The sequence below is a fragment of the Tumebacillus algifaecis genome, assembly GCF_002243515.1.
GTDB classification, from domain to species: Bacteria; Bacillota; Bacilli; order Tumebacillales; family Tumebacillaceae; genus Tumebacillus_A; species Tumebacillus_A algifaecis.
The window spans coordinates 2,082,050-2,106,511 of record NZ_CP022657.1 but is presented as its reverse complement, the minus strand read 5'-3'; the positions used below and the strand labels follow the sequence as shown (position 1 = coordinate 2,106,511).

The following is a 24,462-nucleotide window of genomic DNA, read 5'->3' as shown; positions in this document are numbered from 1 at the left end:
CTAGTTTTATTAAGAATAAAAACTACTCGAAGCAATTCCCGTCTACACTAACACTTACTATATAAAATTGTGTCAAATACGGGTCGTTGACTTACTCTTCGGATTCAATTTCTTTTTTATAAACTTGTGTTTGCATCGCCATTGACGTCTTTGGCAAGGTAAACTCTGATTGGAATGGTCTGACCTCTGTCTTGATTCTTCTAATTCTTACTCTCTCTCCTATAAGGATAGAGTAATCTTTTTTCATCTGTTGGTGTACCATCCTAAATCCACCATAAATATGTTGCGATTCAGTAAATAAATCAATTAACCAATACCCTTCATAGTTCGTAAAATCATGCCAACTGATCTCCGGCACAATTCTACTAAGTAAATAACTTTTTGGATCCTCCCCTGTTTGTTCTCGTATTTCCTCTAATTGCGCATTCAATAACGATGCAGGCTCATGCATGCCCCAGTTTCTTGAATTATGAAAATCAGTAATTGCTTTTGTTATTTCTAAGTCCAACTCAGGTAATCCGTAATCAATTCCCCTTTTTTTATTCGAAGCAACAATATTTCTAAATCTTTTATAAGACAAACCTTCTATTGTGTAATCGCCGATCAAATTAAGAAGATGTCCGCTACGTTTCTGAATCTTATCATTCATTTCTTCATAGTAATCTTTTGGAACTTTTATACCTGGCTTGTCAATAATGTTGTTTTCTTTAATCAGAGCTTCAAGTTGGTCGAGGTATTTCTTATATTGCACTAGATGCCTATCAACACTTACAATCAATGACCACAAGTATATTATGAAATCCTCTTTTGACTCCAACTTATATATGCGGTAATTTTCTTTACCCATGCTTATCCCCTCCGAATGCATCCATAATAATATTATATAATTATTATAATAGAATAGTAATAGAAGTCCTATACTTTTATCATAATCAGAAAATTCCTATACCTATGTTTTCCTACCCCCCTACATAAAAACCACCCTCCCGGGTGGTTATAGGCTGAAATCTTCAATTGATGCGTCCATTTCATCTTGCTCGATACCTATGTAGCGAAGCGTGACGGACGGAGCAGAGTGATTAAAGAGCTTCTGTAGTATGGCAACATCTTTGTTCTGTTTGTAGTGGTGGTAGCCGAATGTCTTCCTCATGGTATGAGTCCCGATCTCATCCACCCCGACCTTCTCTGCAGCAGCGTTCAGGATTCGGTAGGCCTGCACCCTCGAAATTGGTTTATCGCCCTTCCTAGAAGGGAATAACCACGCTTCATCCTCCATCCCTTCTATATATTCATCGATGCATTCACGCAGAGTCCCGTTGATTCTAAACCTCTTGTCCTTTTCGGTCTTGCTCTCTTTGATGGTGATGTGTGTTTGATTGCGTACATTCTTAACCTTCAAAGTGAGTTCGTCGCTTACCCGTAATCCTGTATTGATACCAAGGACAAACAGAAACCAATCACGAAACGATTGTTTTCTGAGTACCTTCTTCATCTCGTCGATCTGCTTTTTGTCTCGAATAGGGTGTACGAATTACATTTCTTTCCTCCTTTTGTTAAACGCTTTGTTACTTCTAATGTAACAGGATCATGCTATAACTAATATTTCTATATCTGCTTAAAACACTTATATATCAAGGGGTGGCGGCACTTTTCCGAATGTAACTCTTTGTCTACTGTGTTACATTCGATCTCTGACGTACTTATGAAATCGCGTTCGGTAGATTCCCCATTTCACTACGTTCTAAGCCCAAAACAGCCTAAAAATACCCCAAATTATTGGAATCGGTATAAAACAAATTACTTCAAACAGGAGTGTTCTTTTGCTACTTTTGACCTCTAATCTGATCACCACCCCGCAAAAATAGAAAAGGCAACCCCTTCGGGTCGCCCAATTCAACGCTCACGAGTCCTTGCTCAAACTTTGCAAATGCTCCCTTGCTTTCTTCTCTGTCTCCGCTTCAAATTCATGCCCGCACCACACCCAAGTACCTTGCTTCGTTTTGCTCTTATACAGATAACCCCAGATACCATTCACACCGATCATCGCGCCAACTCTTTCCCATAGAGCCCGGTCTGACAATCCTTCTACGCCGAAAATTCTCTCCTCTAGTTTGGTCATGGCTTCATAAAACCCATCTGCTTCCACTCGATAACCGCGAAAATACCAACGATCACGATGTTTTTGGTGGATGAACCGACAACCTATTTGGTTACCGATCCTCACCTTCGTTCGAGAATAACACTCCCAATTATGTCTTTCGTAGGGAGTCATCAGTTTTATTTTCACAAAATGATCCCACGTTGTTCTAACTGCTTGATCATGTAGTGGTGAAACGCTTCCATCCGCTCGTATGCTTCCCGGTGATCCCCTTTGTCGCTCAGGTATCGGCACATGTGTAATGTAACAGTTTCAAGTTCCGCAATTTTGCCGTGCTGCTCGAAAATCTTGACCGCGTTCTCGAGATGCTTCTTCCCTTTATTCTCATCTTCGCGACGAAAATAGACAAATGATAGCACGCGGTGAACTTCCCCCATCATAGAATCCGTATCAGAGAGAGCCATTCTCGCTTTTTCAGCATACGCCCATGCTTCATCATATTCTTGATTTTCCAAACAGATTAGAGCAAGGTCGGCGTATACTTCACCAGCCTTCTGTTTCTTACCATCTTGCTCAAACTGTTCCGCCATTGACATAAGAGTTTGAACAGACTTGTTCCAATCGCTCGAATCGCGCTGAAGCATAAGCAAACGGCGTTGCATTTCCTGCATGTGCTCTTTCGTAGATTCTTCCTCCAAAAGAATAGTTGCCTTCATTGCAAATTCTTGTGCTTGCTCATGCTTCTTTTGCCGATCATAAACTTCTGCCAAACGAAGGTATGCCTTCCCTCGCTCTTCACCATTACACTGATTGAGCAACAACGCCCTCTCGTACAACTTCGCCGCCTCTGCTACCTTTCCAACCCGCTCATGGAGAGAAGCCAATTGCATGAGAACCTTTGCTTGAAAATCTGCGTCGATCTCCTCTACCGTTTTTAGCTCTTCCCAAGCACGATTCGTATGGAAAAGTGCAATTGGGTAATCATTTTTCAACGCAGCGACTTTTCCAAGATAATACAGCACATCAGCCAGCAAAAAATCGTTCCGTTCCGTGTTGCAAATTTGATACAACTGGTTCAGCAAGCTTTCTGCTTCCAGCGCATTTCCCAACTCAATGTGACATTGCACAAGTTCCAAAAACAATCCCTCTTTCGGAATCCGTTGCTGTTGAATTTCCAAGAGATCATTCAGCAGTGGAATGGCAGCTTGATACTCTCTCGCTCGAACCATGCTTCTCGCCATTTTGGATTTACTCGAAGACTCCAAATCAAAATTTACCTCTTTTAAGAGATGTTCAAGCGGAACATCAAGACGAGATGCTAGAGCAACTAATGTTTTGTATGAAGGACGCGCCCGGTCGCTTTCAATTTGCGAGATTAAGCTTGCTGTGCATAAGCCAGAAGCAAGCTCAATTTGAGTGAGACCCTTTTTCAATCGAAATTCACGAATGCGTTGACCAAGAGAATTCATATAGGCCACCTCCAAATAGTTATGTTTGTAATCACAATAAACCAACAAAACCAACCAGAGGTGATTTACAAAATAATTAACTTGTCGTGAGATTTACAACAAATCGTGATGTCAATTCATTATATGACATAAAAAAGCCCTCGTAACCTAATTACGAGGGAGTTAAGTACTATTTGGCGTTAGCAATTATACCCAACGGTTCGGGAGTAGACCAACTTGCCGAATGTGTAATCGCTGAGCTCTTTGCAGTCAAACTAACTAGTGCGCATATTATTAATAGAGCAAATGCCAACCTACGCTTCATCTTAGAATCCCTCCTTATCAATAAACTCTGAATTGTCTCGCGAATATTTACGCTCAAGTTCATAGTACCGTAATGATGTTTCAGAGTCACCACGTTTAGCGTAATACTCGAAAAGACATTTACAAGCTAGGGCTCTAATTGCTGCACTCACTTGTAAGTCATGAATCACTTCGTTTGCGTAGGAAGGGTCGTCCTTTATTACTGTTTTCATGATCTTGATTTTGTCCCAGTACTCCGGGAATTGCTTTAATATAGTTTCGTGTCTCTCCACCACTTTAATTGCTGTTTCATAGTTCTGGAGTTTCAGAAGTGACCGTACGTAGTCCTTTACTACTCGAACAAGAATATGATCGAATTCGCCCACATGTTCCAAAGCAGTTGCCAATACCTCAGCAGAAGCTTTAAAATTCCCTAATAGATATTCGGCTCTTGCCACGTTGATTCGACCATGACCAATTTGTTTTTGATCATTTGACAAAATAAAATGCCCAAGCGATTGATATGCGTACTTTCTTGCATATTCAAGATTGCCGTAATCTCCATACATGGCCATTCTTGAATAAGCAATCACACCTAATACCTTATGATCATCACTGGAAATTTCTTCAACAAAATGTAGTAACTCATCTGCACCTTCATAGTCTTTGAGTTCAGCACATGTCATGAAGAAGTTGGCATATGCAATCTTCAACAGCCGGGCATCATCAAAGTTTTTATGGATGTTTCTAGCGTGAACCAAAGCCTTTTTCCAAGTTGCTCGTGCTTCCTCATACTGTTTTAAGAGTAGTTGTGACCTACCCAAGTTGTTGTATGCGAACCCCCGTTCCGTATCACCAATTGCCACATGAACGAGTTCAAGCGCAATAGAGTTCGCTCGCACCAACATGACCTTGGTGCGACTGTTTGAAGTCAGCAGCGAAACCAATTCTTCTTCCCTCTTAAACGTGTCTAATTGCCGCAAACGTTCTTCTGTGACACCTAAACCATCCGCAATTCGTTCGATCAGGGACAGTGAAATCGGCCGATTACCCAAAAGTGTTTGTCTGAATGTCTCACGATTTTCCCCTAATCTCTCCGCAAAGGCTCGAATCGAGAACGCATCCCCTCTTTCTTGCATTAACTCTAATATTCGTCTCCCAATCGGAATTTTACCGATTGTAGCAGTAGCTGTATGTTCAATCGTAGTCATAACAATGACCCCCTATTACAAATTTCTATGTCGAAGAGTAAATAACATGTCAAATATAACCACTATAAAATTATATATAATCATTCCTCATTTGTACATAATGTTTCTTACAGTATGATAATTTTAGTTATTCGAAGTTCGATTCATTTTCCTTCACCGCCAATGAAATCTCCATTTCATTTACAAGAGCAGTAAAGCTCCTCCCCTATCAGACCTTCATATTTGTCCTTCATTGAGTTATTGATAGGAAGGGGTTTACTAAACAGAGCAAAAACTCTAAATTCAGCGCAAAAATTGTGTAGTTATGATATAGCTTTCTGCTGACGTTTTGTCTGTATGTTATTGTATTTGACCCTGCCGATTCACCTAAAACATACGCTATAAATCCAGAACCTGATTCGCTTAAAATGGACGAACCTACGTTCCTATGATAATATTGCTGAGTGAAAATCGTTCTGATATGCTATCCATTGCGTTAACTACTACCCAGAGCTATGTTCAGACCTATAAATGGAGAGGATATGACTATGATTGAATTAGACCAAAAGAAACGTAGCGGTTCGTACTATACAAAACCTGAAATTGTTTCGCTAATTCTCGACATTTTAGGTTATACGTCAGAAAAACCCCTCTTTGAATATTCATTGTTAGAACCAGCTACTGGAGAGGGGGCTTTCCTTGTACAAGTCGTTGAACGCCTAATTGAATCGTATAAGAGATACCATGTTGTGAACACGCTTTTTTCGAATCAGGACTATTCCTTTCACTTACTAAGGAATGCAATATGTTCTATCGAAGTCGATTCCCTTAAGTACGAAAAGTTGCGTAAAAACATTTTTGAGACACTGAACAAGTACAACATTCCCCAAACACTGATTACTCGCTTGCTCGACCAATGGTTAATTAGTACAGACTTCCTCCGTTGGAACAAACCTGTAGTTCAAACATTCGACTTTGTTGTTGGGAACCCCCCATACATTCGAATCGAGAATCTAAACAATATCGACGATAAGCACTATCGCCGTGTGTACCCAACACTGTACGATAGAGCGGATATCTATATTGCGTTCATTGAACACGGACTTGAAATGCTATCAAACAAAGGGGTTTTGAGTTACATCTGTACCGACCGTTTTACAAAGAATCGATATGGCAAAGAAATCCGAAGGTATATTAATGGGAACTATCATGTTGTCCATTTTGTTGATATCCATAATACCCAACCTTTTGTCGATCAAGTTTCCGCGTACCCATGTATTTTTACCTTACAGAAAGGTTCAGAAGGAATATCTAGAACCCTCAAACTCAATGCACTTTCAGCCAAGCAATTAGAAAATGCCCGAAGTTATCTTCTTAAAGGTGAAGAAATTGTTGATCAAGACTTTTCTTCACACACCTTAAAAAATTGGTTCATAGGTTCAGATCCATGGGTTCTTAACGGTGAGCGCGCACGGGAATTATTACACAAAATTGAGCAGTCGTATCCCTTAATTACTGAAGCTCCACATAATATTCATGTCGGGATTGGAGTTGCAACTGGGGCAAACGATATCTACCTAGTTAAGCCAAATGAGGTCGATCTAGAGTCTGATATCCTCCTTCCAATTGTAACAAAAGACGATATCAAAACTGGACAAGTAGATTGGAGCGGAAAATATGTCATTAACCCCTATAAGAACGACGGAAGTTTAGTCGATCTCGAAAAATACCCGAAGCTAATGAAGTACCTTAATATGCACCAAGAGCGTTTAAAAGCACGCAGCACTGCCAAGAACTCCCCATCTAAATGGTATAAGACTATTGATCGAATCTATCCTGAACGTCTTTCAATACCGAAACTTCTCATCCCTGACATTAAATCTAAAAACCTTGTTGTTTTGGACAGCGGACAATATTACCCTGAGCATAGTTTGTATTACCTCACCGCCGGTTCGTGGGATATTCAGGCTTTGCAAGCGTTATTGTCGTGCTCGATTGTGAAATTCTTTATTTGGTCTTATGCAACAAAGATGCGAGGAGATTACCTACGATATCAGGCTCAGTACCTGAAAAAAATACGGCTACCAACTGATATAAGCATTGATGAAATAGATCTTTTGAAAATGTATTATCACTCTGGTAACTTAGAAGGTATTGAAAAGTTAGCACAGAAGTTATACTCACTCACGGATGATGAAATGAATGATATTCGAGATCTTGTGAACTAACACAGACTTTGCTCGGAAAGGGGCGTCATGAACATGTGGATGCCATCAAATGATGAAATAAAACATATAACCCAATACGCACTTATGAACTTTTGGGGGGTCAGAAGCAACGGAGTGCTAGACGGCAAAACTATGGATGGCTTCGCCAATGTCCTAATGGACGTTCTGCTGAAGAATGGTGTTCACGAAACAGAGATTATTTTCGGTCGCTCGGCAAAATTACCCGGCTATTTCCGGATGTCAAAAGACTGGGATATGATTGTGTTAAAGAACTTACAGGACGGTACAAGACGTCTGCTTGCAGTCATTGAGTTTAAGTCTATGCATGGTTCTGTCGGTAACAATCTTAATAATCGATCCGAAGAAGCTGTAGGAAGTAGTTACGATTTGTGGAAGGCATTTGAGCACGGAGCCTTTGGTGCTTCACGCCCTTTTTTAGGTTACATTTACGTAATGACTGATCATCCGGCTAACAAAAAGGGGACGGAACGGCGTGGAAATATGCTATTCCGTCCCCTGGATGAGTACACAAAATTCCCCCGTACTCAACAACCAGCAAATTATGAGGAACGAGCAGAATTATTTATGATGAAAATGGTACAAGAACAATTATATGACAAATGTGCTCTCATCATTGCAGATACTAAAAAGCTCGGTGATTATCGTACACCAAATGAAGAGCTTTCTATTGAACTGCTCATAAGGTCATTAGTGGGTCATATTATCGCTCACCAAACTTCCTAATTAATAAAGAAGAACCAGTCTCTTCAGTTGAACTGGTTCTTCTTTATTGTAAGACTTGAATTTCTAATTTCGACAATTTGATATAACAACTGCTGATCGCTTTTGTCCGTCTGCTGTCAATCATGACCGCGACTGTCGATCTATATTGGCCACCAAACGGTTCAAATGTTTGCGGTAGTATCATGTCTCCAAAGAGTGACCAGCTTCATGCTCTCTCACTCCTTCACATTTGCCCTGTATTGCGTTTTTGAGTGGAGGTAGTATACTTGGTCAGGCTTGAATCTGAAAACCTAATATAGGGCAAAAATTGGTTATTTTTGATACTCACAACTGCTGGACGTATTGCACATCTGCTGACGGTCTTGGCCGCGACAGAAAAAAAGGAATGGCATATTGCCATTCCACAAAATTCCTCTACAGGTGTTTGTTAAGTTTCAACGTCTCCTCATACCCATTTTCATATACAAACAATTGCCGATCTCTTAGGTAAGTAGCTTTACCAGCATGAACCAGCCGATGGTGTGTTGGACAAAGTATTACGAGATTCGAAGGATGGTGATTTTGAGAAATTGAGAAATGCTCAATATGATGTGCCTCAACAACATTTACTCCATACCTACTGTTATGATTGGATCTGCATAACTGACAAGAATGATCGTATAACTGTTTTAACTTTGAGATAACTGCTCGACTTGCTTTTCGCGCTTTTATTATGACTTGTCTCTCCTCAATACTCGCAATCGTATTAATTCGTGACAATATTTTTTTTACCAACTCGTCGTCAGCTTCAAAAATGTTCTCTATCTCTGTTTCGGTAATTTCGTTCGTTAATTTTGAGACAAGTCGTTTTTCATCAGCTTGTAATATCTCTCTAAGTCCCCAGACCCCTTTTCCTTTCCCCTTAACTGTGTAGAAAAAATCTTCCTTGTTCAAAAAAGCCTCAGAATCGCTCGAATATTGTTCAACAGTTCGCCTTACAGCAGCCTGCCAATTGGTGTTAGAAGTTAAATCCATAACTCCCCTAATCCGAATAGTTTCATACACTTGTTTATAATGAGCTATTCCATCCAATTCATGAAAAACATCCAATAATTCGTCGATCCATCTTCTTGGCTGAACCATACCTATCAACACCACCTCAATTATTATCAAACATAGCCTATTTTCGACATTTTATCACAGCACGCTTCAATAATGTTAAATTAGAAAGACATTTTAGATTGTATCTCCGAGAAAAATTCATCAAGTGATTTTGCTAATTTCACCGACAGAAACATAATTAGGGATTGGCATAACCATTCCCATAGGCTACTATATTCGAAATCAACTGCATAAAAGAAATGCTATAGTCACCCAATATCCAGTATATATCTTATAGAAAATGGGTGACTGTTTAGTTGTTTCAAATTAATCGTCAGGTTACGACTTGGCAACTAATTTTTTCTTCTTACCTTCAATTTCAACTCGATAGTTAGGCTCTATGACCATTTCCATCTTAACTGAACCAAGTAGTTTCGTCAGAGCTTTTGAATCTAGATTTAGATGATCTCTGATTTCCTCGTAATAAATCTCCCGATCACCCGCTGCTTTTCGATTTTGAAGATAAACCAGCAGCCGTTGTTGATTCGTATTATTCGATGTTGACTTGATCTTTTCTTCCACAATCGTCATTGGGCTCCACGCATACATTCGGCTTTTGGGAAACTTGATCCCAATGTGTTTGAGAAGCGTATTGTCGGTATGAAAAACGAACACTTTCCCCTTTACCTCCGTCGAATTGTCTCGCTGACTAGTACGTTTGATCTCTTGCGAATAATCAACAAGCATGTCCAGAATCTTAACTTGCTCGATCCGGTCATCATGAAATCTCCGTACCCTCCCTATGTTCGTTGCCTCAATTTCTTGAAGGTCATCGTAAACTGACCGTGCTTTCGCGATATAATAGTCTTCTCCCTTATGAAGAATTCCTCCAATTACAACAATGCTGCACTCTCGAAAATCATTGCTGCCCCTTGTTTCTCCATAATGAGCGACTTTCACTCTGCCACTCACGATTAGGTCTGCCAATTCCATCACAACGACTGGCTCGATTTTTTTAAACACTGGAAAGAAAATCTGTTCACGGGGATTCTCATTAGCAATACTTTCAACTTCCCTACACAGAGCCTTTACCATTTTCTCATCGGTAAGAGCGGTTTTAGTTCCACTAATGAAATCACAAATATGGAACTCTAGCCCTTCGTAAGTTCTCAAACTCCCAAAATCCAGTAGGTGATATTCTTCATGTTTGTAGCTCTGATCAAGATCGGCTGTTCCATCAAAGATGACAGTCTGTATGTCGGAGGCCATGTTGAATTTGTTACTCCATGATGTCGTCAGTTTTGTCGTCTGACTACCTGAATGGAGGGAAAGGTGACCACCATTTTTCATGAGACTTTCGATGAATCTCGGAAGTTTGAAAATGTCATCGGTAAATGAAAAATTTCTACGCCACGCCATCCAAAAATCATTCGAAAACGAAAACGCCTGATCTTGCGAGGGAATCAACTCCCGGCGTTGGAATTCTTGAGAGAACAGTGATGTTACAATCGGAAGGACTCGATTCAGTTCGGTCGCATACTCAGAGTTAAAGAAGATCAGAGCATATTGAAGCCACCTTTCGTACTCTGTTTGTGTTATCTCTTGTACTCCGATCATTGGTGGCTTTTCATCAATGAGTAAAAGATCCCTACTGAATTGCAGATGTTCACGTTTAAACTTACCGAATTTTCCGATAAAGTTTCCTAATTCTAATTCAAGCCTTTTGAATGAGATAATCACGATAGGATATTTCGTCTGGTCATCAAATTGCAGATAGTACCTACAGTTGAGTCGATGTTCGCATAGATAAGGTTTTGACCTAGCGAGACAACTTGAGAGCATTGAACCATCCGCTTGGTTCAGTTTGCACTCCATGACATCGAATCCCCTCATCGCAAATGCGACATCACGTCCGACCATCGAGTTTATTTTTTGCATGAGGTCGTTACCCGTTTCTACTCGTTCAACAGCGACGACAGCCCCGAAATCATCCCTGCTTTTCACCATTTCCGTAAGGAAGTAGCGTATAATCGTAGACTTCCCTCCCCCCATATCGAGCGGGACTAAAACTGGCTTCTGGTGGTTCCTGTATCCGACAAGTACATGAATCAGATCAGATACGTATTGTTCATGCTTGGCAGTCAATTTTTGATGGACAGCGCGGAAATATTCGAAAACTTGAGTCGTGATACTGTCTGCTATGGCAAGATCTTGTCTGGTCAGTGTGTCCTTGAGCAGATCATCAGCACTCACCTTATGAGAATTGATCCTCCTGATCTCTTCGGACACTTCCAACTCATTCTGTTCAAGTTCATCGATAATATCTTCCCAATCAAGCTCCAAAGCAAGTTCTCGAATTGAATAATGAACGTTACAGCCCGAACAATGATACCATAACACACTTTTGTTGAACCAAGCTGAAGGATTGCGGTCTTCATGATCAGGCATACAGCAATGGCAAATCAATTTTTCATCCAGATCACGAACAACCGACAATTTTTCCGCTAAGAGATTAAGAATCGCATCCCTTGTCGTACTTACAATTTTACTACTCTTTCTTCGGCTCAGCTTCTTCAAAATCCTAACGAGTTTTTCTTCGGTAACAGGCGGAAAACTGTCCAGCAGTTCCTGTTGTGAATACCTAGTTTGCGGATGAAAAAATACTTCTCTGACCAGAAAAGAGTCTTTTGGGTCTTTTCGGTGAGGAAATCGAGTCAACCTCATGACCTTTGATTCGTTCATGCAGCTTTCATCACTCTGGAAGTATTGGATTAATTGAAGTTGTATTGGGCGGTACATTTTGAGGTTTCCCGCCTCATTAAGAAGCCAGTATACATGGTAGCCATGTTTTGTTTCAACAACAATAGATGGTGATACAGGACAACTCAGTATCTTCTTAGCTGTCTTCCTTTTCCATCTCATTAACACTTCCTTGGTGTTTCTATATTTCTTTGGTGCGTCAATATCGACAAATTGACACTGAATGCGACCGCCTTTCCTAATGTCTTCATCAGTCGAGACGCATCGATCCATTCTGTCGAAATTAGGTGAGTTCACCGTAAAACAGGGAAAGGAATCAGTTCGTAAAAACAAATCGGGAAGAAGATCAATTATACCTTCAGCAGAAAAATGCCCAATGATACTCTTTCCTCCATCTGTCGAGTTCGCATAGAAAAAATTTCCTGATCGCATGATACTGAAGTTTTGACCAGTTCCATTTTTCTCACGTACATAGCGAATTTCAAATGCTTGGTCACCATGAAAAGCAGTGAGAAAATCGTACAGGAACGTCCCAATTTCGGATAGATTGTGATTTGTCATGTTGTCATCCCCTCGCAGTTGAACCCCGTTAAGAGCGATATGAGAAGTATCATATCATAACAATTAGAATATGTAAAAATAATTTTACAAATATCAAAATAAATAGTAACCAAACAAATAACTATAAATATCAAAATAAAAAGCGAGTCATTCGACCCGCTCCTTTTCACCTTGTTACGATACGATCCTTATTCAATTTCCCAACAATATGATTCAGCGGGGAAAATTTCTCATGCTGAACCTTGATAGACTTATTCGACAAGTGAGTATACCTCATCACCATTCTTAGGTCTGCATGTCCAAGGATTTTAGCAAGATGGCGAATCTCTCCACCTTGTTCGAGGAAAAGTGTGGCTGAAGTATGGCGGAACAAATGCGGATGCACCCGAATTGTTAACCCTGTGTTTATCGCATAATGAAATTGCAGAATGTCGCGGCGTAAAAGTGCAGACTTTGCCCGCGACATTTTGGCATAAAAAAAGCACTTGCCAACATCGATCTACTAACTTACCCTACGGTTTGCGACGACCAAGGGGGATCGAGAGGATGTTGAAAGTGCCTGAACAACAGTATATCAAATTTTTGCGCGAACACGAAGGGTGTTCGATAACCGAAATTGCAGAACGAATGAACTTGAATTGGCGAACTGCCAAAAAATATGCGGACAAAGACGATTGGAACGAGACGGTGGGAAAACGATTCGGTCGTTACCCAGTTCTCAGTCCGTTTCTCGAAATCATAGATACGTGGCTATTGGAGGACGAGGCTCTTCCCCGCAAACAGCGCCACACCGCTCGGCGGATCTTTAACCGTCTCAAAGCGGAGTATGAATTTACTGGTGGCGAACGAACGGTACAGGAGTACGTGGCTAAATGGCGGGCGGCTTACGCCCATGACCGAGCGAAGAGCTACGAACGGCTGGAGCATCCAGGTGGCGAAGCCCAGGTAGACTTTGGAACCGTACAGGTTGCGCAGAACGGGAGGCTCGTGGAACGTAAGATTCTTACCGCGTCCTTCCCATTTAGCAATGCGGCCTTCGCTTTCCCCGTTCCATCTGAGAATGGCGAGTGCTTTCTCGAAGCCTTGAAGCGGCTGTTCGGACAAATGGGCGGAGTACCGCGACGCATCTGGTTCGATAACCTCGCGGCTGCGGTTGCATCTATCGAGAAAAACGGAGAACGAAAGCAAACTGATGCGTTCACAAGGTTCTGTGCTCATTACCGCTTCGAGCCTGTCTTTTGTAATGTGGCGAGAGGCAACGAGAAAGGCAATGTAGAGAACAAGGTTGGTTACGGAAGGCGGAACTGGTGTGTCCCGATCCCAGTCATTCAATCGCTCGATGAACTCGCAGTACATCTTGAAATGGAGGCACTGGAGGATCGTCAGCGCATTCACTATTCGAAGAAGGAGAAAGTGGACGATCTATGGCGACAGGAGCAGAAAATGCTCTATTCCCTGCCGCTTGAACCGCTAGAGGTATTTCGTTTGGATACAGGTCGATTGAACAAATTTCGTGAACTGTCGTTCGAGAACATCAAGTACCCACTCCCGCAATGCAAGGCAGAGCAGCGCGTGTTGCTCAAGATTAAGTGGGATCTGATCGAGGTATTGGACGAGTCGTACAGCAAAATCTTCGAGTTCCCTCGGCCTTATACGGACAAGACGATGGAGATCGAGTGGAGAGCTGTGTTAGATGGACTCAAGCGACGCCCTCGCTCCGTCAGATATTCGACTTTTGTGTCGATGATGCCAGAAACACTGAAACACTTCCTGAGGGAAGTTGAGTCGGAGACGTGCAAGGCACGCCTGTCCCTTGTGAGGCGTTTGTTGGAGAACTACACGATGGGGGAGATCGCTAAAGGCCTGCACGAACTCATGCCTTGGGATTCTCGCGTCGAAACAGCGTTGGAGCACGCTTTGTACAAACAACGATATCCCGAGTTTCATCCTGAACCGTTCCAAGAGGTACACACCCCATCGAAGATTCAAGGCTATCATCCAGGTGACTTGGCCAATTACAACGATCTGTTGGGGGTGACATTATGAATCGAAAAATGTTGGCGCAGGCGTGCAAAACGCTCCATCTGGCACATGTAATGAACCACTACGAATCGGTTCCGTTCGAGAGTCGTACTGACTTCTTGCTGGCAATCCTGCAGTCAGAGATCCAAGGACGTGAGTCCAGTAAAATGAAGAGATTGATGAAGCGCGCCGGATTCCCTCAATTGAAAACGTTCGAAGGATACAACTTTGAGGAGATCACGTTTCCGAATCATTGCACGGAGCAGTCTCTACGTGAGCTTAACTTCCTGAAACATAAAGAGAACATCTTGATGTTGGGAAAGGTGGGAACTGGGAAAACCCATCTGGCAATTGCGTTAGGGGTGGAAGCCTGTCGGCAGGGGCTTGATGTGAGGTTTTATCGCGTCTCGGAGCTTGTCGCCAAATTGCAGGAAAGACATGCGAGCGGGACGCTGACGAGATTTCAAAAAGAACTGATGAAGTGCGATCTGTTGATTTTGGATGAGGTGGGCTTCGTGCCGTTTCACCAAACGGGTGCTGAACTTCTGTTTCACGTTATCTCGGAATGCTATGAGCAGCGAAGTCTCATAGTGACCTCCAATCTGGAGTTTGGGCAATGGAACAGCGTGTTTGGTGATACTAGATTAACGAAAGCGCTGGTGGATCGTTTAGTTCACCACGCGCACATCCTGAGTTTTACGGGCGAGAGTTATCGCTTGCGTCATGCTCTGTCGAGCATAAATTCATGAATTTCGATGTTGGCGGTGCTATGCACAAAATGGCCGCGATACTCTGCACTTTTCAGTTGCGAAACACAAACCCTGCTGTTTTTGCATGTTCCTTAAGACGGTGACGGAATTGGTTCGGACTAAGCGGCTCACCATAGTTGGTGAGAAACACACACCTGTTTCCGAATTCTTCACCTTCATGAACTAGCTCTTTCAATAATTTTATTGTATTTCGTTGGAGCGGAACCATTCTTGATCGTTTCGTTTTTGCAACTTCTGCTCGTATTGTGATCATTTCCAAATCAAAATCAATATCGTCTTTTTGTAACGAAACAGCCTCATTGATTCGCAAAAAGCCATCAATCAAAACATTCATGAGTACATAGTCGCGAAAGCCTGCATAACTACGCTGGTTTGGCGTCTGAAGCAACTTTTTGAGCTGTTCCACCGTCATTACTTTTATCTCCGATTGTGCCTCTTCTGCCTTCTTTACGTTCGTCCAAGGATCGTGATCAATAAGCCCCTCTTTGCACAAGAAACGAAACATGCCACGCAACGTTTTCGTGCGAGTGTTAACCGTAACAGGTGATAAACCGACCGTCTTTTCCTTCTCCGACTTGTGATCATGTCCTTCAAATCGTTGTTTTGTAGTGAGCATCCATGTTTGGTAACTTCTCAGTACCTCCGGTGTGACTTCTGTAACATCGTGTGGAATCTGGTTCATATCCAGAAAGTTGCACAAGAATCTAAAATTCTCCATGTACGTCTCTAATGTACGTTTTGAAACGCCTTCCGCCACCTTCGCCTCATAGAATACCTGAAACAAATCCACTAATGCGAGTGATACCGATTGTACCTTGCGCTCAAACTTGACTCGTCTGCCAGTTCTTTTGTCCGCCATAAACGAAAAAACGCCTCCTATTCAGTCAGTAACCGAATGGAAAGGCGTTGTGGAAGAGCGAGCCCTTGTTTAGATCGGAAGCGCACCCATGCGACTCCTACAAGGCTTATCCTCATCAAAAAAACGTGTCGGAACCAAGTCCCGACACGCTTTCTTACAATATGGTCGGAATAGCGGGATTCGAACCCACGACCTCACCCACCCCAAGGGTGCGCGCTACCAGGCTGCGCTATATTCCGATGATCTTGAATTTGGGTTTGCGCTTTTGATGGGCGCAAGAGTGATTATATAGTAATACTGAGTCGAATGCAAGGGGTGTTTCAAAAAAAGTGAGGGAATTCGGCTCAGAAATCCCTCTAGCCCTATATCTATATGCCGAGGTCGCATCATTATGCCCTGACACGGGTTATAAGCGTACCAACGCCTTGCAGCGTCACCTCGGAAGGTCTCCTTAATGAAGCGCTCCTACGCCAGCTAGAGTGCCTGTCGCGTAGGCTATATTGTTCAAGTCGGCACAGATCACTTTGTACGGCTGAACAGGTGCTAACAGCTTTACACGCTCCCTAGATCGTACTCGACCCTAGTTAGCACGGCGGTGCAGACAAACTGCAACCGCCCCGCTAGCTCAAGCACTCAATCGCCCTACAGTAAAACGGTAGCGCACACCGTCTTCCACTTCGAATCGCACACAACTAGCCGTCGCCATGTTTCGATACCTCCGCAGGTCTTTTGTCACTTCGTGCGTTTTTTCTAATTCCCACGGAAATATCTTTATGGCCAAAGTTTACCCAATAGCCACGCAACTCCATCGATCACTTTGGTCAACGCGTTCAAAAGGCTATCGAGCCAGCCTCCCTTTCCCGTTTCGATCCAGGCGCTAAAATCAAGTTTTGGAATCCCAAAGACCGGGTCAAGCGCAGGTTCCCCTTTGACATGTTCGACCGGAACGACCTGCTCGTCGTTGACTTGCACCTCGCTAGGATTGCCCATATCGACCGTCAGCACCGCCGAATCGGCTACCCAACCATTCTGGCCGAACACGTAGAGCTTGAAGTGACGCATGCCTGTCGCTTTCGGCTCCTTATAGGTATAAAGATAGCCGCCTTTGCGCACCGTCACAGCACCATACAACGCTTCCTGCTTGTCGTTCGCCTCACGAGTGACAATAGGTTCAGCGAGTAGATCATCGCTTTGGTAGGTGACCAAAGTGTAATGATAATTGTCCTGCTCCCCAGCTTGAGTCCACGTGAAGTGCAGTTGGTAACCAGCATCTCCCTGCTCCGAGTAAGACGCAAGCTTTAATTCTGGCTTGGCTGGCGGCGTGAACACAGGGTCCTGCTTTTTCATCTGCTTGATGAAAAACTCGTACAGCCCCGGCACTTCGCTCGCCAGCGGCAGGGTCAGGTTTTCTTGCGGCTGGATGTTGAACATCGAGCCGTTCCACGAGATCGCCCCAACCTCTTTACCGTTCAAGGTCTGCTCAATGCGCGACTCGAACGGTGTTTTCGCCTTGGCAAGCGGTGAACCGAACAATTGGACATAGTCTTCGGCAGCCACTTCGGCCAACTGCCAGCGGTGCTCGGTGCTCTCGGACACACCGATGCGGACATCTTCGGACAAGCCGCGCATTTTTGCATACGTTGTCTCTTTCCAGCGTTTGCTGTCGGTCAAGGTGATCTTATCATATTGGAGTGTATAATAATGGGTGACATGGTGACCATATTCGTGAGCTAACGTATGAGCAAATCCAGCGGGTGTGGTATGCTCATTTCCACCATACAGCTCGATCTTCCCGGGCCGCATCTTCGTCTTGTTCTGGAACACTCCGGTCACCGTCTGGAAGATGTACTGCCCAGCGACGCCTTTGCCATGCGGGTAGCCATCATAGACGGCGATCTCATCGAGCAGGTCCATCTCGTCCCCGTGCAAGTTTTGCATCAATTCCCCATGTAGCGCTTGTAACTTCGCTTTATCCCACTTCGGAGAGTAACTGGTGAGCACCTTTCCGTCAGGTGCCGTATAAGTTGCTTGTACCTGCTCGGCAGCCGAAACAAGATTCCCCATTCCAAGCAACAGAATTAGCGACAGAACGACTATGCAACACCTGCGCATTGTGCGGCTCATCGGTTCCCTCCCTCTATCTGGTCGATTTTCTCGGAATTATACTCCCTTTATGATAACACAAGGGGAGCCTCTTCCCAAAATCGGCTCCCCTACCCTGTATCTATATGCAGTTACTTCGTGCGCATGAACGCCAAGATCTCCTCGTCGATCTGACCATCTTCCCGCCAGCGCGTGTCAAAATTTTCAACAGCGCAGTAATCTTGCAGCGCTTTTTTCACCGTCTCATCGTAGGAGGTGAACTCGCTGTCCGCCTTCAGGAAGTCGAAGCGGGTCAGATGCCCGACCAGTTCGACCAGCACTTCGCCTTCGATCGGACGCAGTTTGCTCGGGTCAGTTTCCCCCATGTACAGACGATGCAAGTTGAGCAGGCGCTTCAACTCATAGGTCGGGGACGAATGATCATCGACGCGCAGGTCAACATAGCGGTCGATGTGGCCATCATACGCTCCTTTTTCCTTGACGACATAAAGCGCTGCCCCTTGCTTCCCACGCTTGTCGCCGCCCGCTTCGTCTCCGGCGATCAAAGCGGCCAGCAAGCGGTCTGCCAAGTCGCCTTTTGCATATTGAAACGAGATCGCCATCGCGTCGAGCACTTCCGGTCCGGCCAACAGATTGCCTTGGCAAGTGAAACCTTCTCCGATGTGATGGAAGGCGTAGTCGTGGCACTTTTTGCCGGTGAACGCCGCCGCATTGCCGTGGCGATCCACGATGCCGACTTGGCGATAATCGCGGTCCTCATCGCCCTCCAAAAGCAGTTCGAGCGTCTCGCGCGCCGTCTTGCCTTCGGCAAGCAGTTTCAAACCGTCTGGGCCAAAGCCAGTATTGGCCCACGATTGCGTTGCCACTGCCCCTACGTTGGCCTTTGCCCACGGCACGATCGAGCCAACCGCTAAAAACTTTGAAGCAACCGCCACCCCGATCTCCCCAGTTTGCGGGTCACAGGCGACGATAGAAAAGGTGTGAATCAGACGATCACTCCGCATGTTTTACGTACCTCCTGATGTTCAACTGTCTCGTGCTTAGCGTGCTTTGTCTCTCTCAGCGGCACGCAGTTCGACGCGGCGGATTTTGCCAGACGTCGTTTTCGGAAGGCTTTCCACAAATTCGATCACGCGCGGGTACTTGTAAGGAGCGGTCAGGTTTTTGACATGCTCTTGCAACTCGCGCACTTTTTGCTCAGATGCCAGCTCTGGACGTTTGAGCACGACAAACGCTTTGACAATGTGACCGCGGTCGGGGTCTGGGCTCGCCACCGCTGCACATTCTGCCACGTCTGCATGCTGCACCAGCGCATCTTCCACTTCGAACGGCCCAATGGTGTAACCCGACGAGATGATGATGTCATCGGCGCGGCCTTCGAACCAAATATAGCCGTCTTCGTCCACTTTGCCTTGGTCGCCAGTAATATACCAGTCACCGCGGAATGCGCGGCCAGTGCGCACTTCGTCGTTGAGGTAGCCTTTGAACAGAATCGGTGCGTCTTTGTGTACCGCGATGTCACCGACCGTACCGCTTTGCACGACGTTACCGTCTTCGTCGATGATCGACACGTTGACACCCGGTGAAGGACGTCCCATTGAGCCCGGGCGCACATCAAGACCCACAAAGTTGCCGACGAGCAACGAGTTCTCCGTCTGGCCGTAGCCGTCACGGACGGTGATTCCCAAATGCTTATGGAACGCATCGATCACTTCGCGATTCAACGGCTCACCAGCAGAACACGCGCTGCGCAGCGCTTTTGGCTGGAAGCGCTCCATGTTGTCCACTTTGGCCATCAGACGGTATTCGGTCGGGGTCGAGCAGAGCACCGCGATCGGATATTTGGCCAGCAGATTGAGATACGTCTCAGGATTGAAACGGCCTGCGTAGACAAAAGCCGTACCGCCCTTGCCAAGGATGGAGACAAAAGGGCTCCAGATCCATTTCGCCCACCCAGGACCTGCCGTCGCCCAAGCCATCTCACCTGCTTGCACATCAAACCAATAGGTTGCGGCAATCTTTTGGTGCGCGTACGGCCAAGCGTGCGTGTGCACGACGCCTTTCGGGCCGCCTGTGGTACCAGAAGTATAGGAGAGGAATGCCATCTCATCGGTGCGTGTTGCCACAGCCTCATATTCGCTAGATTGGTCGGCAATCAACGATTCGTACGAAGTCCAGCCCTCTTTTTCACTGCCGACGATGATAAACTTTGTGAGCGTCGGGCACTGTGTGCGGACTTGATCGACTTCGGAGGTGATGTTGCCAAACGCGATCACCCCAGTAGCTCCGGCGTGGTTGGCACGGTATTCGATATCTTTTGGTCGGAGCATCTCAGAGCCCGGCATGACGACAACGCCTGCCTTGATCAAACCGAGATAGACGATGTACGCTTCCAGCGAGCGCGGCAACAATACGATCACGCGATCCCCACGGGTCAGACCGATCGTTTGCAGCGCGTTGGCCCACTTGTTTGAAGCAGCTTTTAATTCGCCATACGTCAGTTGCAAGATGTCGCCCGCTTCATTTTCCCAATGCACGGCCAGTTGGCTCGGATTCAGTTCGGCGTAGACGTCCACTTGTTTGGCGAAATTGTAGGTCTCCGGCACGTCTAACGTGAATGCATTCACTTGTTGTTCATAAGCTTTGTCAGTTGTCACGTGAATAGCCCCCTCGATGCTCCTATAGACTAGTAAAGTGTAATCGTATACTCACGTACCTTATTTCCACGATTTGCGCGAAAATTCCTCCAAAACTAAAACAAAAAAGAGCCTCCCCTACGAGACTCTCTTTCTATGTATATTACTTGATGGAATCTTTGAATTGCTTGCCCGGTTTGAATGCCGGAACTTTCGCAGCAGCGATGTCGATCTCTTCGCCGGTTTGCGGGTTGCGGCCTTTGCGTGCAGAACGCTCACGTACTTCGAAGTTACCGAAGCCGATCAGTTGTACTTTGTCGCCAGTTGCCAGCGCTTCCACGATACCGTCGAAAACAGCATCGACTGCAACTGCAGCATCCTTCTTGGAGAGGTCCGCCTTTTCGGCTACGAGGTTGACCAGATCCGTCTTGTTCATGACCCATTACACCTCCTCTGCATATTACCTTTTTTAGCAAGAAAGCATGAATCTATACGTGCTGCCAAAGGTTTCTATCAGAATCTATGGTGATTATATGGCATGTTTTATCAAATGTCCAGTTTCGTACATCGCAACGGGACTTTTGACTCAGGTTATCACAAAAAGGAGCACAGGAAATCCTATGCTCCACCGATCGTTCGCCATTATAGGATGATCGCAATCAGTCCGCCACTGCCTTCATTGATGATGCGTTCCAGCGTTTCTTTTAGCTTATACTGCGCATTTTCTGGCATCATCGACAGTTTGGCCGAGATGCCTTCGCGCACGATCGCAGCCAGCGATTTGCCGAAGATGTCCGAGTCCCAGATCTTGAGCGGATCTTCCTCGAAGTCCTGCATTAGATAACGCACCAATTCTTCCGACTGCTTCTCCGTGCCTACGATCGGTGCGAATTCGCTTTCCACATCGACGCGGATCATGTGGATCGATGGCGCAGTCGCTTTCAGGCGGACACCAAAGCGGGATCCTTGACGGATCAGTTCCGGTTCGTCGAGCGTCATTTCTTCCAGCACCGGCGGCGCAATCCCATACCCGGTCATGCGCACCATGCGCAGCGCTTCTGCTACTTTGTCATATTCGCGCTTGGCATAGGAGAAATCTTTCATCAATTGCAAGAGGTGATCCTTGCCGCGGATCTCCACACCGACCACTTCGGTCAGCACTTGGTCGTACAGCTCATCTGGCGCGATCAGGTCGATGTCGGCGACACCGTGCCCCATATCCATATTGGCCAGCGCCGCACGAGATACGAACTCAAATTCACCGAAGTGAGCGACGACTCGGTCGATGTCGCGCAGACGACGGATGTCTTTGACCGTCTCACGAACGCACTCTTCAAAATTGGAACGCAACCAGTGTTCTTGATCGAGCACCATCACCCAGCTCGGCAGGTTAACATTGACTTCATGCACAGGGAATTCATACAGGGCTTCGCGCAGAACTGCCATGATGTCCTCTTGACGCATCGCCTGCACGGAGAGTGCGATGACCGGCTGGTCGTATTTTTCCATCAGCTCTTGGCGCAGCGATTCGGCGCGCTCAGAGTGTGGTTCAGTCGAATTGATCACGATGACAAACGGTTTGCCCATCTCTTTAAGTTCCGCGATGACGCGCTCTTCTGCTGCGATGTAGGAGTCGCGGTCGATCTCTGCGATCGAGCCGTCGGTGGTGACGACCAAGCCGATCGTGGAGTGGTCCGCGATTACTTTGCGCGTACCGACTTCTGCCGCTTCCTGAAACGGAATCGGCTCGTCAAACCAAGGTGTGCTTACCATGCGCGGGCCGTTCTCATCTTCGTAGCCGCGTGCGCCTTCGACGCAGTAGCCTACGCAGTCCACAAGGCGGACATTGATGTCGAGCCCTTCTGCAACGCCAATTTCAACCGCTTGGTTCGGGATGAATTTCGGCTCGGTGGTCATAATCGTCTTACCAGCAGCCGATTGCGGCAGCTCGTCAGTGGCGCGTACGCGGTCCGCCTCTTCCTTGATGTTCGGAAGGACGATCAGTTCCATAAACTTCTTGATAAAAGTAGATTTCCCCGTCCGGACAGGGCCCACGACACCCAGATAGATGTCGCCTCCGGTCCGTTCCGCGATGTCTTTGAAAATGTCGAACTTTTCCACTCTGTTCCCTCCTTATTCTGATCGGCGTTGACTCTGTACGCAATCCCCGTGAGCCGATCCCTCCCCTTGAAAGGCGAATACGGCATCTATCAAAGCCGAAACTCAAACTCTCCCAATTGGACAGTACATGTATATGACTCCAAAACGAGATTATGCTGATCAGGCTCTACAATTTGTCCAACACGCTTGGGATGTGCTATGGTTCTACTCTATGACCATTATTTGAGAAGTAGAACAAGCCCTCGCTGTCTCTTTGCATAAAAAAAGACACCCGGGAAGTTTGCCTCCCGAATGTCATGATATGTCAGGTCATTTTTTAAAATTCCACGAATCGGTGCCATATTTCTCTTGCACCAGTTGCTCGGCCAACTCCTGCTCATAAGGGGTCAACCCTGCCGCTTCCAGCTTGATGCCAAGCCCACGGGCAAATCCGACCGTAAACGCTTCGACGGCGCGGTCGTAGGAAATCACTTCACCAGAGAAGTCCTTGATCGACACAGCACGTTCTTTGAAGGTCTCCATCATCCGCTCGCGAATGCGTTCGGAGGAAAAGGTCAGCACCGAGAACAAAAGCTCAACGTCGAGGTCTAAAAGGATCGAGCCGTGCTGCAAGATCGTATGCTGTTGGCGCACTTGTGCGCTGCCAACCACTTTGCGGCCTTCGACGACCAGTTCGTACCAGGACGGTGAGTCGAAACAAGCGGCTGAGCCCATCGACTCGAACTTCTTTTTCTCCTCTTCATCGGCGAGCGACACCATCTCCGCCGCAAAGCCCAGTTCGCGAAAGCCTTCGAGCAGTCCCATCGATAGGACGCGGTAGCTCTCATTGACGCTGCTCGGCATCATCGGATGCGACTCGGTGACGATCACCGAGTAGGTCAGCTCCTGATCGTGCAGGACCGCTCGTCCGCCTGTCGGACGGCGCACAAAGCCAAGACCTTTTGCTTGCAGTGCTTCCAAATTTACTTCTTTCGCCGACCGCTGAAAATAGCCGATCGAAAGTGTTGGCGGGTCCCAGCCAAAAAAACGAATAGTCGGAGGCACGAGCCCCCGACTATGAGCGTTTAGAATGGCTTCATCGACCGCCATGTTCCAGGCGGGATCAGAAAATCCCGTATTCAAAACGCGCCACGTTTCCATCCGCTGCTACCTTACTTGGAGGTCAGCGCGGTGTATTCGTCAGCAGACATCAGGTTGTCCAGCTCCGAAACATCCGACAGTTCCACAACCAGCATCCAAGCGTCTTCGTACGGAGATTCGTTGACCTTCTCCGGCGCGTCGTTCAGCGCGGCGTTGATTTCCACAATCTTGCCGGAAACCGGAGCATAGAGGTCAGAAACGGTTTTGACCGACTCAACGGTGCCAAACGTGGTGTTTGCCGTGATGTCGCCGTCTTCCGGAAGTTCGACAAATACGATATCACCCAGTTCGGACTGTGCAAAATCGGTGATCCCGATGTATGCGCGGTTGCCGTCAACGCGTACCCACTCATGTTCTTTGCTATACTTCAAATCGCTCGGTACGTTGCTCACAATGATT

20 protein-coding genes and 1 tRNA gene are annotated in these 24,462 nt (G+C 45.8%); 4 read left to right on the top strand and 17 right to left on the bottom strand.

The window, feature by feature from the left end; translation table 11 throughout:
- Nucleotides 1-91: 91 nt before the first annotated feature.
- From CIG75_RS09515 to CIG75_RS09495, 5 genes are all read right to left on the bottom strand, one after another.
- Nucleotides 92-847, bottom strand: coding sequence for a hypothetical protein (locus CIG75_RS09515; RefSeq protein ID WP_094236444.1), 756 nt, complete (start codon nucleotides 845-847; stop codon nucleotides 92-94).
- Between the two features lie 147 nt (nucleotides 848-994).
- A complete protein-coding gene (locus tag CIG75_RS09510; protein ID WP_265415080.1) occupies nucleotides 995-1,519 on the bottom strand; it encodes a site-specific integrase in 525 nt (174 codons plus the stop codon).
- A gap of 381 nt (nucleotides 1,520-1,900) precedes the next feature.
- Entirely contained in the window at nucleotides 1,901-2,287 is a 387-nt protein-coding gene (locus tag CIG75_RS09505; protein WP_094236443.1) for a hypothetical protein, read from the bottom strand.
- A complete protein-coding gene (locus tag CIG75_RS09500; RefSeq protein ID WP_094236442.1) occupies nucleotides 2,284-3,567 on the bottom strand; it encodes a helix-turn-helix domain-containing protein in 1,284 nt (427 codons plus the stop codon). Before CIG75_RS09500 ends, CIG75_RS09505 begins: the two co-directional genes overlap by 4 nt.
- Before the next feature lie 305 nt (nucleotides 3,568-3,872).
- Nucleotides 3,873-5,060, bottom strand: a complete 1,188-nt coding sequence (locus CIG75_RS09495; RefSeq protein ID WP_094236441.1) for a hypothetical protein — start codon at nucleotides 5,058-5,060, stop codon at nucleotides 3,873-3,875.
- A gap of 527 nt (nucleotides 5,061-5,587) precedes the next feature.
- Here CIG75_RS09495 and CIG75_RS09490 point away from each other — a divergent pair.
- Together CIG75_RS09490 and CIG75_RS09485 are read left to right on the top strand one after the other, a co-directional pair.
- The gene (locus tag CIG75_RS09490; RefSeq protein WP_172844443.1) at nucleotides 5,588-7,267 is read left to right on the top strand and encodes an Eco57I restriction-modification methylase domain-containing protein; all 1,680 of its coding nucleotides are present in this window, start codon (nucleotides 5,588-5,590) and stop codon (nucleotides 7,265-7,267) included.
- Nucleotides 7,268-7,300: 33 nt separating this feature from the next.
- Entirely contained in the window at nucleotides 7,301-8,011 is a 711-nt protein-coding gene (locus tag CIG75_RS09485; protein ID WP_157729476.1) for a PaeR7I family type II restriction endonuclease, read from the top strand.
- 414 nt (nucleotides 8,012-8,425) lie between these two features.
- Here the strand turns inward: CIG75_RS09485 and CIG75_RS09480 are convergent, their stop codons facing one another.
- From CIG75_RS09480 to CIG75_RS09470, 3 genes are all read right to left on the bottom strand, one after another.
- Nucleotides 8,426-9,133 carry an HNH endonuclease signature motif containing protein gene (locus tag CIG75_RS09480; protein WP_094236438.1) on the bottom strand — a complete coding sequence of 236 codons (708 nt, stop codon included), beginning with the start codon at nucleotides 9,131-9,133 and terminating at the stop codon, nucleotides 8,426-8,428.
- Nucleotides 9,134-9,430: 297 nt separating this feature from the next.
- A complete protein-coding gene (locus tag CIG75_RS09475) occupies nucleotides 9,431-12,412 on the bottom strand; it encodes a hypothetical protein (protein WP_094236437.1) in 2,982 nt (993 codons plus the stop codon).
- A 166-nt stretch (nucleotides 12,413-12,578) separates the two neighbouring features.
- Entirely contained in the window at nucleotides 12,579-12,878 is a 300-nt protein-coding gene (locus CIG75_RS09470; protein WP_094236436.1) for a tyrosine-type recombinase/integrase, read from the bottom strand.
- Nucleotides 12,879-12,958: 80 nt separating this feature from the next.
- Between CIG75_RS09470 and istA the strand changes: the two genes are divergently transcribed.
- Nucleotides 12,959-14,458 carry an IS21 family transposase gene (gene istA / locus CIG75_RS09465; protein ID WP_094236435.1) on the top strand — a complete coding sequence of 500 codons (1,500 nt, stop codon included), beginning with the start codon at nucleotides 12,959-12,961 and terminating at the stop codon, nucleotides 14,456-14,458.
- Nucleotides 14,455-15,183 carry an IS21-like element helper ATPase IstB gene (gene istB, locus CIG75_RS09460; protein ID WP_094234918.1) on the top strand — a complete coding sequence of 243 codons (729 nt, stop codon included), beginning with the start codon at nucleotides 14,455-14,457 and terminating at the stop codon, nucleotides 15,181-15,183. Before istA ends, istB begins: the two co-directional genes overlap by 4 nt.
- 52 nt (nucleotides 15,184-15,235) lie before the next feature.
- On the opposite strand, the gene CIG75_RS09455 is transcribed toward istB, so the two are convergent.
- The 9 genes from CIG75_RS09455 to gcvH all read right to left on the bottom strand — a co-directional run bounded on the left by CIG75_RS09455 (nucleotide 15,236) and on the right by gcvH (nucleotide 24,455).
- Nucleotides 15,236-16,063 (bottom strand): tyrosine-type recombinase/integrase, encoded by an 828-nt coding sequence (locus CIG75_RS09455; protein ID WP_094236434.1) that lies wholly within the window; start codon nucleotides 16,061-16,063, stop codon nucleotides 15,236-15,238.
- A 162-nt stretch (nucleotides 16,064-16,225) separates the two neighbouring features.
- Nucleotides 16,226-16,302, bottom strand: a tRNA-Pro gene (locus CIG75_RS09450).
- Between the two features lie 532 nt (nucleotides 16,303-16,834).
- Nucleotides 16,835-18,187, bottom strand: coding sequence for a hypothetical protein (locus tag CIG75_RS09445; RefSeq protein WP_094236433.1), 1,353 nt, complete (start codon nucleotides 18,185-18,187; stop codon nucleotides 16,835-16,837).
- Between the two features lie 110 nt (nucleotides 18,188-18,297).
- Nucleotides 18,298-19,170, bottom strand: a complete 873-nt coding sequence (locus CIG75_RS09440) for a DUF1028 domain-containing protein (protein WP_094236432.1) — start codon at nucleotides 19,168-19,170, stop codon at nucleotides 18,298-18,300.
- Between the two features lie 36 nt (nucleotides 19,171-19,206).
- Complete coding sequence (locus CIG75_RS09435) at nucleotides 19,207-20,823, bottom strand: acetate--CoA ligase (protein WP_094236431.1); 1,617 nt, start codon at nucleotides 20,821-20,823, stop codon at nucleotides 19,207-19,209.
- A gap of 142 nt (nucleotides 20,824-20,965) precedes the next feature.
- On the bottom strand, nucleotides 20,966-21,238 hold the full coding sequence (locus tag CIG75_RS09430; RefSeq protein ID WP_094236430.1) for an HU family DNA-binding protein: 273 nt from the start codon (nucleotides 21,236-21,238) through the stop codon (nucleotides 20,966-20,968).
- A gap of 206 nt (nucleotides 21,239-21,444) precedes the next feature.
- On the bottom strand, nucleotides 21,445-22,923 hold the full coding sequence (spoIVA, locus tag CIG75_RS09425) for a stage IV sporulation protein A (protein ID WP_094236429.1): 1,479 nt from the start codon (nucleotides 22,921-22,923) through the stop codon (nucleotides 21,445-21,447).
- A gap of 309 nt (nucleotides 22,924-23,232) precedes the next feature.
- On the bottom strand, nucleotides 23,233-24,063 hold the full coding sequence (locus CIG75_RS09420) for a lipoate--protein ligase family protein (RefSeq protein WP_094236428.1): 831 nt from the start codon (nucleotides 24,061-24,063) through the stop codon (nucleotides 23,233-23,235).
- 11 nt (nucleotides 24,064-24,074) lie between these two features.
- Nucleotides 24,075-24,455, bottom strand: a complete 381-nt coding sequence (gene gcvH / locus CIG75_RS09415) for a glycine cleavage system protein GcvH (protein ID WP_094236427.1) — start codon at nucleotides 24,453-24,455, stop codon at nucleotides 24,075-24,077.
- Nucleotides 24,456-24,462 lie beyond the last annotated feature (7 nt).

Bases quoted from the DNA above. Each gene is read 5' to 3' on its own strand.
- CIG75_RS09515 (WP_094236444.1), bottom strand. From the start codon at position 847: ATGGGTAAAGAAAATTACCGCATATATAAGTTGGAGTCAAAAGAGGAT.
- CIG75_RS09500 (WP_094236442.1), bottom strand. From the start codon at position 3,567: ATGAATTCTCTTGGTCAACGCATTCGTGAATTTCGATTGAAAAAGGGT.
- CIG75_RS09495 (WP_094236441.1), bottom strand. From the start codon at position 5,060: ATGACTACGATTGAACATACAGCTACTGCTACAATCGGTAAAATTCCG.
- CIG75_RS09490 (WP_172844443.1), top strand. From the start codon at position 5,588: ATGATTGAATTAGACCAAAAGAAACGTAGCGGTTCGTACTATACAAAA.
- CIG75_RS09485 (WP_157729476.1), top strand. From the start codon at position 7,301: ATGTGGATGCCATCAAATGATGAAATAAAACATATAACCCAATACGCA.
- CIG75_RS09480 (WP_094236438.1), bottom strand. From the start codon at position 9,133: ATGGTTCAGCCAAGAAGATGGATCGACGAATTATTGGATGTTTTTCAT.
- CIG75_RS09475 (WP_094236437.1), bottom strand. From the start codon at position 12,412: ATGACAAATCACAATCTATCCGAAATTGGGACGTTCCTGTACGATTTT.
- CIG75_RS09470 (WP_094236436.1), bottom strand. From the start codon at position 12,878: ATGTCGCGGGCAAAGTCTGCACTTTTACGCCGCGACATTCTGCAATTT.
- istA (WP_094236435.1), top strand. From the start codon at position 12,959: ATGTTGAAAGTGCCTGAACAACAGTATATCAAATTTTTGCGCGAACAC.
- istB (WP_094234918.1), top strand. From the start codon at position 14,455: ATGAATCGAAAAATGTTGGCGCAGGCGTGCAAAACGCTCCATCTGGCA.
- CIG75_RS09455 (WP_094236434.1), bottom strand. From the start codon at position 16,063: ATGGCGGACAAAAGAACTGGCAGACGAGTCAAGTTTGAGCGCAAGGTA.
- CIG75_RS09445 (WP_094236433.1), bottom strand. From the start codon at position 18,187: ATGAGCCGCACAATGCGCAGGTGTTGCATAGTCGTTCTGTCGCTAATT.
- CIG75_RS09440 (WP_094236432.1), bottom strand. From the start codon at position 19,170: ATGCGGAGTGATCGTCTGATTCACACCTTTTCTATCGTCGCCTGTGAC.
- CIG75_RS09430 (WP_094236430.1), bottom strand. From the start codon at position 21,238: ATGAACAAGACGGATCTGGTCAACCTCGTAGCCGAAAAGGCGGACCTC.
- CIG75_RS09420 (WP_094236428.1), bottom strand. From the start codon at position 24,063: ATGGAAACGTGGCGCGTTTTGAATACGGGATTTTCTGATCCCGCCTGG.